Source organism: Actinoplanes sp. 13 (genome assembly GCF_056134165.1).
This window is the reverse complement of record NZ_JBVYOQ010000003.1, coordinates 376,123-388,477: the sequence shown is the minus strand read 5'-3', so window position 1 is coordinate 388,477 and position 12,355 is coordinate 376,123. Positions and strand designations below refer to the sequence as shown.

Sequence of the window (12,355 nt, the reverse complement as noted above, 5' to 3'; positions counted from 1 at the left end):
CGCGAGCAGAAAGGCGAGCTGATGCACAGCGTCCTGGGCGACCGGCGATCGGTGGCCATCCTCCTCGGGCCGGCCCTGCTGGTCTACTCCCTGATCATGCTGGTACCGATGCTGTGGTCGCTCGGCTACACGTTCTTCACCGGCAGCGTCATCACCGGCTTCACCTGGGCCGGCGGCGCCAACTTCGGCAAGCTGCCCGACGACCCGGCGCTGCCGGGCGCGCTCTGGTTCACCGTCAAGTACGCCGTGGTCATCACCGTCGGCCAGGTGCTCGTCGGTTACCTGCTGGCCCTGCTCTACGTGTTCTTCCTGCGCCGGGCCGGCTCCATCGTGCGTACCCTCGTGTTCTTCCCGGTGATCCTGCCGACCGTCGCCGTCGCCCTGCTGTTCCAGAAGTTCTTCGAATACGCCCCGCAGACCGGGCCGGTCAACGCGGTGATCGAGGCGTTCGGCGGCACCGGCGTCGACTGGTTCGCCACCGGCGGCAACGCCTTCCTCGTGGTCGCGTTGATGGACATCTGGCGCTCGATGGGCTTCTACGCGGTGCTGCTGTACGCCGGGCTGCTCGACATCCCGGACGAGATGATGGAGGCCGCCGCCATGGACGGCGCGGGCACCTGGCGGCTGATCCGCAGCATCATCGTCCCGCTGTCGCTGCCCGTGCTGGTGTCCTCGCTCGTGTTCAGCATCAACGGCACGCTCAAGGCGTTCGACTCGATCTATGCCCTCACCGGGGGCGGGCCGGGCAGCGCCACCACCCCGCTGACGCTGTACATGTTCCAGACCTCGTTCGCCTACGGCGACTACGGGTACGGCTCGACGATCGCGCTCACGCTCACCGTCCTGTGCCTGCTCGTCACCGTGTTCATCTTCCGCGCGACCCGCCGCGACCTGGCGCAGGGATAGACCATGAAACTCACCCGCACCCTCCGGCGGCTGCCCGGTCACGCCTGCGTGGCGCTGCTGCTCCTCGTCGTGGTGTACCCGCTGATCTGGCTGTTCCTGGGCTCGTTCAAGACCCAGGAGGAGTTCCTCAACGGATCGACCACCGCGTTGCCGGACAGTTTCACCAACTTCGCCAACTACACCCAGGCGTGGTCGTCGGTCGCCACGTACCTGCAGAACTCGCTGCTGACCGTGCTGCCCGCGCTCGCGCTGATCATCGTGTTCGGCACCGCCGCCGGGTTCGCCCTGGAGGTGCTCGTCTGGCGGGGCCGGCAGACCACGCTGCTGCTGTTCCTGGTCGGCATCATGATCCCCGGCCAGATGATCCTGCTGCCGCTGTTCAGCGTGTACTTCCAGCTGCACCTGACCGGCACTTTGTGGCCGCTGATCATCACGTACACCGCCACCGGCCTGCCGCTGACCGTGTTCATGATGGCCACGTACTTCCGGGCCATCCCCAAGTCGGTGTTCGAGGCCGCGACCATGGACGGCGCGAGCATCCTCCGCTCGTTCGTCTCCATCGGCTTCCCGATGATGCGCAACTCGATCCTCACCATCGCGCTGGTGCAGTTCTTCTTCCTCTGGAACGACCTGCTGATCGCGCTGACCTTCACCACCGACGACGCGCAGCGCACCGTCCAGGTCGGCCTGCTCAACTTCACCGGCCAGTTCGGCGTTGTGGAGTACGGCCCGACGTTCGCGGCGATCTGCATCAACGTGCTGCTGATCCTGGCCATCTACATCTTCCTCAACCAGCGAGTCATGCGCGGCCTGGCCGCCGGCGCGGTGAAGGGCTGAATCGTTGTCCGCGACGAACCCGGCGGGCGTGCGCGTGTCCGCGCCCCGCATCGAACACCACGACCAGCCGCTCGGCATCGGCGAACGCACCCCGCGCCTGTCCTGGCGGATCGAGACCGGCCGGCCCGGTGCGCGCCAGCAGGCCTACGAGATCGAGATCAACGGGCGGGCCGGCGGCCGGATCGACTCCGGTGACAGCGTGCTGGTGCCGTGGCCCGGCCCGGCACTGGCCTCCCGCGAGCAGGCCGAGGTGCGGGTGCGGGTCTGGCTCGACGGGCACCCCGGGCCGAGCGGGTGGAGCGAGCCCACCACGGTCGAGGCCGGCCTGCTGGAGCCCGGCGACTGGACGGCCGCCTTCGTCGGCTCCGCCGACCTCAGCCCCGGCGACCGGCGGCCGGTGCTGCTGCGACGCGACTTCACCGTCCGGGCGGGACTGCGCAGGGCCCGGGTGTACGCGACCGCGTGCGGCCTCTACGAGCTGGAGCTGAACGGTTCACGGGTCGGCGACGACGTGCTCGCGCCCGGGTGGACCAGTTACCACCACCGGCTCACCTATCGGACCCACGACGTCACCGGGCTGCTCGAACCCGGTGCCAACACGATCAGCGGCTGGCTGGCCGACGGCTGGTGGCGGGGGGAGTACGGCTGGAACCGCGTCGGCGAACGGTACGGCCCGGACACCGCCCTGCTCGCCCAGCTCGAACTGCACTACGCCGACGGCACCGTCGAGCAGATCGTCACCGACGGCACCTGGACCTGGGCGTACGGGCCGATCCTGACGTCCGGCATCTACGACGGCGAGCACCACGACGCCCGCGTCGAACCGGCCGGCTGGAGTCCCGTACAGCCCAAGCAGGTGACGGCCGGTGAGCTGACCGCACCCGCCGGACCACCGGTCCGCCGCATCCAGGACCTGCCGCCGGCCCGCATCACCCGCCTCGACGACGACACCCACCTGATCGACTTCGGGCAGAACCTGGCCGGCCGGCTGCGTCTCACCGTCACCGGCCCGGCCGGCACCGAGATCGGCATCCGGCACGCCGAGGTGCTCGAGAACGGCCGCCTGTGCACCCGGCCGCTGCGCACCGCCGTCGCCCACGACACCTACGTGCTGGCCGGCGCCGGGCCCGAGACGTGGGAGCCGCGGTTCACGTACCACGGGTTCCGCTACGCGGAGATCACCGGCTGGCCCGGCGACCTCGGCCCGGCCGATGTCGTCGCCGTCGTCTGCCACGACGACATGGCCGAGACCGGCACCTTCACGTGTTCCGACCCGCTCGTCGAGCGACTGCACGAGAACGTGCGGTGGAGCATGCGCGGCAACTTCGTCTCGGTGCCCACCGACTGCCCGCAACGCGACGAACGCCTCGGCTGGACCGGTGACCTCCAGGTCTTCGCCCCCACCGCCGCGTTCCTGTACGACGCGACCGGCAGCATCGCCGACTGGCTCACCGACGTCGCGTCCGAGACCGGCGACGACGGCCTCGTCCCGCTCTACGTCCCGCACATCACCACGAGCTTCCCGCAGTTCCACTGCGCGGTCTGGGGCGACGTCACCACGGTGGTGCCGCTGGTGCTGTACGACCGGGCCGGCGACCTCGGGCCGGTGCTGCGCGGGTACGACACCGCCCGCGCCTGGATCGAGGGCTGCCGGCGCCTGCTCGACGACCGCGACGTCATCGCGCAGGGCCTGCAACTCGGCGACTGGCTGGACCCGGCCGCCCCGCCGGACCGGCCGCAGCAGGCGCGCACCGACCCGTACCTGGTTGCCACCGCCTATCTGGCCCACTCCGCGCGGCTGCTCGCCCGCCAGGCGCAGCTGATCGGCAAGACCGACGACGCCGCCCGCCACGCCGACCTCGCCGACCGGGTCACCGCGGGCTTCCGCCGCGAGTTCGTCACCGCCAGCGGCCGGTGCGTCTCGGACACCCAGACCGCGTACGCCCTGGCCCTGTGCTTCGGCCTGCTCTCCGCGGACCAGCGGGTGCACGCCGGGAACCGGCTGGCCGAACTGGTCCGCGACGGCGAGTTCCGGATCGGCACCGGCTTCGCCGGAACCCCGCTCGTCCTGGACGCCCTCACCGGCGCCGGCCATCTGGAGGAGGCCTACCGGCTGCTGCTGTCGCGCCGGTTGCCGTCGTGGCTGTACCCCGTCACCATGGGCGCCACCACGATCTGGGAACGCTGGGACAGCATGCTCCCGGACGGGTCGATCAACCCCGGCGCCATGACGTCGTTCAATCATTACGCCCTCGGCGCCGTCGCGGACTGGCTGCACCGCACCGTCGCGGGCCTGGCGCCGGCAGCACCGGGTTACCGGATGCTGCACGTGCGCCCGCAGCCCGGCGGCGGGCTCACCTCGGCCGCCGCCCGGCACCGGACACCGTACGGCGTGGCCGCCGTCCGGTGGCGCCGCGACGACGACGTCCTGCACGTCGACGTGACCGTGCCGCCCGGCTGCGACGCCGTCGTCGAGCTGCCCGGACAGGAGCCGGTCACCGTGGGCGCGGGGGAGCACACCTTCACGGCCGGGCACCGGCCGGCGGTGGACGACCCCATCGCGCCCCTCCCGGCGCGCGAGCATTTCTGAGGCCGTGGGCGGCTCCCGTACGCTGGGGGCCGGGAGCTGCCCACGGCGGTAGCCGCGAAGGCAGAGCAGACAAGTGGGGACGACGGTGGCGCGCGCAACGATCCGGGACGTCGCCCGCCTGGCCGGAGTCTCCGACGGCACCGTCAGCAACACCCTCAACCGCCCGCACCTGGTCAATCCGGAGACCCGCGAGCGGGTCCGGCAGGCGATGCAGGCGGCGGGTTATGTGCCCAACGCCGCCGCCCGGGCGCTGCGCGTCGGTCGTACCCGCACCATCGGTCTGGTCGTCCTCGACTTCGGCAACCCGTTCTTCGCCGAGGTCGCCGCCGGCGCCGAACAGGCCGCCACCGGGGCCGGCGCCGACATCGCCCTGTTCCACACCGGACTCGGCGAACGCGCCCGCGAGCAGCGACTGCTGCACCGCCTCGCCGAACGCCGGCTCGACGGCCTGATCATCACCCCGAACGACGTGGCGGACCCGCTGCTCGACACCATCGAACAGGGCGGCACACCGGTGGTCGTGCTGGCCCGCGAGGTCCCCGGCCGCCGCCGCAGCGCCGTGCGCAGCGACGACTTCCTCGGCGGCGTCCTGGCCGCGCGGCACCTGCTCGACAACGGCCACCGGCGACTCGCCTTCGCCGGATGGCGCCACGACGAGCGGTACCAGGGCGCTGCCCGGACCGCCGCCGAAGCCGGCGCGGAACTCACCTGGATCGGCACCCCCGGCGCCGGCCTGACCGACGGCCGGGCCGCCGGCAGCCACCTGACCGGACTCGATGAGGACCGGCGCCCGACGGCTGTCTTCTGCGCCAACGACCTCATCGCCGCGGGTGTCGTCCAGGTCGCCACCCGCTCCGGCCTGCGCGTCCCGGACGACCTCGCCGTCGTCGGCTTCGACGACACCGACCTGGCCAGCGCGGCCGGCGCCGTCGGGTTGACCAGCGTGCACCAGCCCGCGGCCGAGATCGGGGCGGCCGCCGTGCGCCTCATCCTCGACCTGGTGACCGATCCGGGGAAGCCGGCCGAGGATGTGGTCTTCGAACCGCAGCTGACGGTCCGCGAGTCCACCGTCCCGCCTCGTCCCTGAAACGGCGGACCGGCCCGTCAGAATCCGGGGAAGACGGCGCGCAACTCGTCGAGGGAGATGTTGCCGGTCACCTCGACGCCCGCGGGGGTGTGCTGCGGCTTCAGCCGGCCGTAGACCAGCCGCAGCGCCGACTCCAGCGGCCCGGCGAACGTCGCGGTCGCCGCCGGCTCCTGGGTGGCGAACCGCGCCTTGTCCTCGAGGACGATGCGGTACGGCATGCCGCTGATCTCCACGACGGCGTGTTCGTGCGCCGCGGCCGGTTTGCCGATGAAGCCGAGCAGCACACCGAGATCGCCGCAGAAGTGTTCGGCCAGCAGGGCCGCGGACGGCTCGGCGAGGGTCGCCGCCGGGTCGATGCCGACGCGGACGTCCCAGACGTGCGGGCCCACCTCGCTCAGCCGCATCGCGGCGAACGACGCGAGCGACAGCGGCTCCGGCAGGAACCCGACGTCGATCCGGAGGTCGTCGTGTCGCTGCTCCGGTACGGCTTCGAGCGCCGTCACCAGTGCGGTGTCGGACTCCGCCCAGCCGGCGGCCTGGTCCTGCGGGTTCAGCGCGTTCCACCGGTCCCAGACGCCCTGGTTGAAGTCCGGGCCGGGCGCCTCGGCCTCGCCCAGGGCCGCGCGCAGACCGGCGAGCGTGATCTCCGCGCCGCTGCCCAGGTGGGACAGGACGTCGGCGATGGTCCACTCGGCGGCGCCGGACGGTCCGGTGAGCTGCTCGGCGGTGAGGGCGCGGACCACGCCGGCGAGAGTGTCGTGTTCGCTGCGGAGGGCCGCGATGGTACGGGCGGCAAAGGTCGTCATGATCGGTGAGCCTACCGAGACCGGTGGTTACAATCGCTCCGCATCAGTGCCGTCGTCCCCGGAGGAGCCATGCCACGCCGACGGCTGCACCACCCCGGGGACGTTTCCGTGCCGGGCGATCCGGTCCGGCCGTCGTGACCCCGAGGATCCTGGTCTACAGCCGGACCACCGACTATCGGCACGAGTCCATCCCGGCCGGCGTCGTGGCCATGACGGAGATCTGCCGCACGGACGGCTTCGACGTGGTCGCCACGGAGGATCCTGCTGTGCTCACGGCCGGCGAACTCGCCCGTTTCGCCGCCGTCGTCTTCCTCAGCACCAGCGGCGCCACGTGCGGCGGGCCGGTCGGCCGGGCGGCGCTCGAGGGCTTCGTCCGCGGTGGCGGCGGGTTCGCCGGCATCCACGCCGCGTCCACCAGCGAGGATGACTGGCCGTTCTTCGGCGACCTCGTCGGCGCGCGTTTCGACAAGCACCCGGAGGTCCAGCCGGCCCGGGTCATCGTGGCCGACCCCGGCCACCCGGCGACGGCCCACCTGCCGGCGGTCTGGGAGCGCACCGACGAGTGGTACGACTTCCGCGGCCGCCCCGACCCGTCGGTGCGGGTCCTGCTGCGGGTGGACGAGCAGTCGTACGCCGGTGGTGCGATGGGCGCCGACCACCCGCTCGCCTGGTGCCACGACCGGCTCGGCGGGCGGTCGTTCTACACCGCGCTGGGCCACACGGTGGAGTCGTACGCGGAGCCGGCGCTGGTGGATCACCTGCGGGGCGGCCTTCGATGGGCGACGGCGCCCCGCTCGCGGTGAACGGCCCAGCCTGCTGACGAACCGGGCGAGCATCACATCGCGAGTATTTGCACTCGGTGCAAGGTTGCATTTAGTGTAACGACATGACGACGGCTGCCGTACCGCCCGACCGGCGGACAGCGCTGAAGGCCCGGCACCATCGGGCGATCCTGGACGCGGCCAAGGCGCTGATCGTCGAGGGCGGAGCCGCCCGGTTCAGCGTCGATCAGCTCGCCGAACGGGCCGACGTCTCCCGGCGTACAGTCTTCAACCACTTCGCCTCCGTCGACGACGTCGTCACCACGGTCTGCACCGAGGTCCTCGCCGTCGTGATCGACAACTTCCGGGCGCTGGTCACCGTGGAGCCGGCCGGGCCGGGCAGCCGCACCGCGATGTTCGAGACCGTCGCGGCGGCGCTGCGCGCCACCGACGTGCCGGGCCTCATCGCCTTCCTCTGGCGGGCCCTCGGCGGCTTCGGGACCGACGATCCGCGCCCGCGCCAGATCGTGCAGGCGACGTTCGCGCGCACCGCGACCGACCTGGCGCGTGAGCTCGCGGACCGCAACGCAGGCTTGGACCCCCTCGAGGCGGAGCTCCTGGTCAGCTCCCTCATGCACGGCACCGAGGTGATCGCCGAGCACTGGCTCGCGGCGACCGGCGCGGCCACCGACGAGGCGGCCCGGACCCTCTGGAACGAGCTGCTGGAGCGGCTCATCGCGACCATCCGCGCGGGCTACTGACCCACGCCACCCCTGACCGAACCGAAAGAGCATGCCACCATGGCTGAACTGCTGTACCGCGTCGGGCGTCTCTGCGCCCGGCGTGCCTGGACCACCCTGATCACCTGGCTGGTGGTTCTCGGCGTGTCCGTCACCGCGTACCTCGTCCTCGGCGGCACCCTGTCGTCGCAGGTGACCATCCCGGGAACGGCGACGGCGAAGGTCACCGACCAGCTCGCGCGGGAGTTCCCGAGCGCCAGCGGCGGCAGCGGGACGATCGTGTTCCACACCGCCGGCGGCTCGGCGTTCACCGCCGATCAGCGTACGGCGATCGGCGCGCTGCTGAAGAGCACCGGTGACCTGGCCGGCGTGGCCTCCACCACCGACCCCTTCGTCACCCGGCAGCAGCTGGCCGAGCAGACGCGGCAGGTCCAGGGCGGTCAGCAGCAGATCACCGCGAGCCGCGCGAAGCTGGAACAGGCCGAGAAGGCGGCGGACAGCCTGCCGGAGGCGCAGCGCCGGCAGCTCGGCGCGCAGCGGGCCGAACTCGACGCGCAGGCCACCAAGCTCGAACTGTCGCAGCAGCTGCTGGACATGTCCTCGAAGATTCGCATGGTCTCGGTCGACGACACCACCGCCGTCGCGGCGGTCGTCTTCGAGCAGGCGCAACTCGACGTCACACCGGAGACCAAGGAAGGCGTCGTCGACCACGTCGGCGCCGGCGTCCCGGCCGGGGTCGAGGCGGACTTCTCCAACGAGATCACCCAGAGCGTGCCGCAGGTCTTCGGCGTGGGCGAGGTCATCGGTCTCGTCGTCGCCGCGATCACCCTGCTCGTCATGCTCGGCGCACTCGTCGCGGCCGCCCTGCCGCTGCTGACCGCGATGGTCGGCGTCGGTGTCGGCGTGACCGCCTCGCTGGCGCTCTCCGGCGCCGTCGAGATGCTGTCGATCACCCCGGTGCTGGGCGTGATGCTCGGCCTGGCGGTCGGCATCGACTACAGCCTGTTCATCCTCAACCGGCACCGCCGCCAACTGCTCGACGGCGTCGACCTGCACGAGTCGATCGCCCTGGCGAACGGCACGTCCGGCAACGCCGTGGTGTTCGCCGGCGCGACCGTGCTGGTCGCGCTGCTCGCGCTCAACGTCACCGGCATCGGCTTCCTCGGCATGATGGGCACCGTCGGCGCGATCTGCGTGGCCGTGGCCGTCGTCATCGCCGTCACCCTCACCCCGGCCCTGCTGGCGCTGCTCGGCCCGCGGATCCTCACCCGCAGGGCGCGGGCCCGCATCGGGCAGTCCCACGCCCGCCGCGCCCCGGTGACGCCGATGACCACCACCCGGGCGCTGCTCACCGCGGTCGCCGGCCTGGCCGTTCTGATCGTGCTGGCGCTGCCGGCGCTGTCCATGCGGCTGGGGCTGCCGGACGGCTCCTCGGAGGGCCAGGACACCACGCAGTACCAGGCGTACCAGCTGATCGAGGAGAAGTTCGGGGCCGGCGTCAACGGCCCGCTGCTGGTCGTCGCCGAGCTGCCGGCCCCGGTCACCGGCGACGACGCGCTCGCCGAGCAGGCCCGCATCGGCACCGTGATCCTCGGCCAGGACAACGTCACCGCGGTCGCCCCGATCGGCCGGTCCAGCGACGACACGCTGATCGCCTTCCAGGTCGTCCCCGTCGAGGGGCCGAACAGCGAGACCACCGCTCAACTCGTCCGTGACCTGCGCGGGCTGTCACCGATCGACACGGGCGTCACGCTCGGCGTGGCCGGCAGCGCCAGCGGCAACATCGACATCTCGGAACAGTTGTCCGACGCGCTGCCCACGTACCTCGGGGTCGTACTCAGCCTCTCGCTCCTGATCCTGATCTTCGTTTTCCGCTCGATCCTGGTCCCGCTCACCGCGACCCTCGGCTTCGTGCTGTCGCTGTTCGCCACCTTCGGCGGCATCACGGCGATCTTCCAGTGGGGCTGGCTCGGCGCCCTCTTCGGCGTCCACGACCCCGGCCCGGTGCTGAGCTTCCTGCCGACCATCCTGATCGGCATCCTGTTCGGCCTGGCCATGGACTATCAGCTGTTCCTGGTCTCCGGCATGCGTGAGGCGTACGCCCACGGCGCCCCCGCCCGGCTCGCCGTCCGCCGGGGCCTGCACGCGGGCCGCACCGTGGTCACCGCCGCCGCCATCATCATGATCTCCGTCTTCGGCGGCTTCATCTTCTCGCACACCACGATGATCCGATCGCTCGGCTTCGGCCTGGCCTTCGGCGTGCTGGCCGACGCCTTCCTGGTCCGCATGCTGCTCATCCCGGCGATCATGCACCTGCTCGGGCGCTCGGCCTGGTGGATCCCCCGCCGGCTGGACCGGATCCTGCCCAACGTCAACGTCGAGGGCGCCGCCCTGGAACGCCGGCACCCGGCCGTGCCCGAGCCCGAGCCCGTCCTCGTATCGCGTCAGCTCCAGCGGTAGGAGGCAGCCGAGCCACCTGCGCAGGGCGCGTAGCGTGGCTCGGCATGACCAACGAACGAGTGCGGTCGGTGGAGATCACCCGTACCGCCACCGGCGAATACGACGTCCGCAACGTACGCGGCGGAGTCATCCCGCTGGGCACCGGTGAGGACGACAGGTTCACGCCGGTCGAGTTGCTGCTCGCCGCCCTGGGCGGGTGCAGCGCGATCGACGTGGACCTGGTGGCCGCCCGCCGGGCGGAACCCGTCCGTTTCGTCGTCGAAGTGCGCGGCGACAAGATCCGGGACGGCGACGGCATCAACCGGATGGAGAACCTGGAGATCGAGTTCGACGTCGTCTTCCCGGAGGGCGAGGAGGGCGACCGCGCACGCGCCATCGTGCCCCGCCTGGTGCGGCAGTCACACGACCGCTTGTGCACCGTCACCCGCACCGTGGAGATGGGCACCCCCGTGTCGACGTTCCAGACCGGCGACCGGGACGCGAAGCCTTGAGATGACGACGGGCCGGCTGCCGTCAGTGGGGAAGACCTGAGGACACGGGTGGTGATCCCGTCGCGGAACGATGCGATGCGGGTCGCCACGTGCCGCATGCCGACGGTTTGTTCGACCGGTCGAGGTTGAGGCACCGGGCGGCTCAAGCGGGGGCTGGCTCCGGCCCGGGAGCAGCACGTCCGGTTAGGGTCCCGGTGGGGGGTGCCGCCCTGCTGGGTCTGGTGACGTTCGCGTTGTTCGCCCTGGTCTGCGCGTGGCTGTCGCGGTGGTTCGGCTGGATGCCGACGGTACTGATCTCCTGGACGTCCCCGGTGACGCGGGCCGGGTGCGCTGGCCGTGGTGGGACCTGCCGTTGCCGATCGCGACCAGCGTCGTCGCTGCGTTCGCGCCGGCACAGGCCGGCCGTGCCGGCGCGATCCGGGTGGCCAACGGCGTACCCCGCGGGTTGCCCGGCTTTTCGGTGTTCTGTTTCCTGGTGGCCGTGGTGGTCGTGCCGCTCGGCGCCGGCGCCGCTTTCGGGATCGCGTGGCCGCTACGCTCGCGCGGCGGTGGGGGATGGCAGGCGGTCACCGCGCGCCGAACGTCATCGGCACGCATGCCGGCGTCCGCTACTGCGCGGATCGCGGCGCCTGCGGGTGAACCGCGCTCCGGGCGTCGGCCGGCGAGTCGAACCGGCGGATGCTGTGGAGGGCGCCGCCGCGCGCTGTGAACAACGTGGCCACGAGGGTGGGTGGCGTTGCCGCCGCTGCCGTGTCGACGTTGTCGGGCCAGGTGGCCTCCTGCTCGATGAGCATGGTGACGTCGTCGATGCGGTGGGCGGACAGCGGGCGGAGCCGGATCCCGGACGTGATGATCCAGTCGGCGAAAGCCTGTGCCGTGATGGAGTGTGTCCCGCGCGGCCCGGAAACCTCCACCGGGTCGGTCACCAGGGCCCGCGCGGCGGCGAGATCGCGGGTGTTGACCGCGTCGTGCCAAGCGCTGATCAGGTCTTCCAGCTTGCCGGCCTCTTCGTATGCGTTCTGCATGCGCGAATAATATGCGAAATGCATACGACGCGCGTCAGCGGAGGAATCTGATGAAGGTCACCGGTCAAGCGTTGTTCTCGTTCGTCCGCTTCTGGTCACGCCGGTGGACCGGGTCCGGCCTGGGCGCCGACGCCCGGCGCGGCCGCGACGTGATGGTGCTGGAGGCGGTGCACGCCCTCGCCGGGCGGCAGCGGCCCGCCTCGATCAACAATGTGGCGCGGGAACTCGGACTGGATCAGTCCGGCGTGAGCCGGATGGTGTCCGGCGCCGAGCGGCGCGGACTCGTCACCCGGCAGGCGCCGCACCGGGTCGGGGCGGCGTCCACTGTCGCCGGCACGCCGGCCGGAACCGAACTGCTGCGTCAGGCCCATGCATGGCAGGACGACGTGCTGCGGACGCTTACCGCCGGGTGGCCGGACGAGGACGTCACAACCTTCATAACCCTCATGGATCGATTGGTACGAGCACAGAACGCCCTCGACGAGGCAGGCAGATGAAGGCCGCGGACCCGTGTCGGCCGTGCCGTAAGACGGCGTCGCTAGTATCCACTGACAGATCGAGTCCTGGAGCGTAGATGACGTACCCTCCGCCGTATCCGCCGTCACCCGGTGAACCGCTCCCGCCACCCGTCGACCCGTACGCCGCACCGCAG

Annotated in this window: 11 protein-coding genes; 9 read left to right on the top strand and 2 right to left on the bottom strand. The window is 71.5% G+C overall.

Features of this window, described 5'->3' with window-relative positions; genetic code table 11:
• Positions 1-21 precede the first annotated feature (21 nt).
• From AC0NH5_RS09545 to AC0NH5_RS09530, 4 genes are all read left to right on the top strand, one after another.
• The gene (locus AC0NH5_RS09545; RefSeq protein ID WP_474402045.1) at positions 22-906 is read left to right on the top strand and encodes a carbohydrate ABC transporter permease; all 885 of its coding nucleotides are present in this window, start codon (positions 22-24) and stop codon (positions 904-906) included.
• A gap of 3 nt (positions 907-909) precedes the next feature.
• Entirely contained in the window at positions 910-1,743 is an 834-nt protein-coding gene (locus tag AC0NH5_RS09540; RefSeq protein WP_474402043.1) for a carbohydrate ABC transporter permease, read from the top strand.
• Positions 1,744-1,777: 34 nt separating this feature from the next.
• Positions 1,778-4,333, top strand: coding sequence for an alpha-L-rhamnosidase (locus AC0NH5_RS09535; protein ID WP_474402041.1), 2,556 nt, complete (start codon positions 1,778-1,780; stop codon positions 4,331-4,333).
• 85 nt (positions 4,334-4,418) lie between these two features.
• A complete protein-coding gene (locus AC0NH5_RS09530; RefSeq protein ID WP_474402039.1) occupies positions 4,419-5,420 on the top strand; it encodes a LacI family DNA-binding transcriptional regulator in 1,002 nt (333 codons plus the stop codon).
• A gap of 17 nt (positions 5,421-5,437) precedes the next feature.
• Here AC0NH5_RS09530 and AC0NH5_RS09525 read toward each other — a convergent pair whose 3' ends face one another.
• Positions 5,438-6,226 carry a maleylpyruvate isomerase family mycothiol-dependent enzyme gene (locus tag AC0NH5_RS09525; RefSeq protein ID WP_474402037.1) on the bottom strand — a complete coding sequence of 263 codons (789 nt, stop codon included), beginning with the start codon at positions 6,224-6,226 and terminating at the stop codon, positions 5,438-5,440.
• A 134-nt stretch (positions 6,227-6,360) separates the two neighbouring features.
• Here AC0NH5_RS09525 and AC0NH5_RS09520 point away from each other — a divergent pair, with 134 nt between their 5' ends.
• The 4 genes from AC0NH5_RS09520 to AC0NH5_RS09505 all read left to right on the top strand — a co-directional run bounded on the left by AC0NH5_RS09520 (position 6,361) and on the right by AC0NH5_RS09505 (position 10,678).
• Positions 6,361-7,029 (top strand): ThuA domain-containing protein, encoded by a 669-nt coding sequence (locus tag AC0NH5_RS09520; protein WP_474402034.1) that lies wholly within the window; start codon positions 6,361-6,363, stop codon positions 7,027-7,029.
• 83 nt (positions 7,030-7,112) lie between these two features.
• Positions 7,113-7,748, top strand: coding sequence for a TetR/AcrR family transcriptional regulator (locus tag AC0NH5_RS09515; protein WP_474402033.1), 636 nt, complete (start codon positions 7,113-7,115; stop codon positions 7,746-7,748).
• Between the two features lie 39 nt (positions 7,749-7,787).
• Positions 7,788-10,187 carry an MMPL family transporter gene (locus tag AC0NH5_RS09510; RefSeq protein WP_474402031.1) on the top strand — a complete coding sequence of 800 codons (2,400 nt, stop codon included), beginning with the start codon at positions 7,788-7,790 and terminating at the stop codon, positions 10,185-10,187.
• Positions 10,188-10,231: 44 nt separating this feature from the next.
• Entirely contained in the window at positions 10,232-10,678 is a 447-nt protein-coding gene (locus tag AC0NH5_RS09505) for an OsmC family protein (RefSeq protein WP_474402028.1), read from the top strand.
• Positions 10,679-11,286: 608 nt separating this feature from the next.
• Here the strand turns inward: AC0NH5_RS09505 and AC0NH5_RS09500 are convergent.
• Positions 11,287-11,703, bottom strand: a complete 417-nt coding sequence (locus AC0NH5_RS09500) for a nuclear transport factor 2 family protein (RefSeq protein WP_474402026.1) — start codon at positions 11,701-11,703, stop codon at positions 11,287-11,289.
• Positions 11,704-11,753: 50 nt separating this feature from the next.
• On the opposite strand from AC0NH5_RS09500, the gene AC0NH5_RS09495 reads away from it, so the two are divergent.
• Complete coding sequence (locus AC0NH5_RS09495; protein ID WP_474402024.1) at positions 11,754-12,200, top strand: MarR family winged helix-turn-helix transcriptional regulator; 447 nt, start codon at positions 11,754-11,756, stop codon at positions 12,198-12,200.
• Positions 12,201-12,355 lie beyond the last annotated feature (155 nt).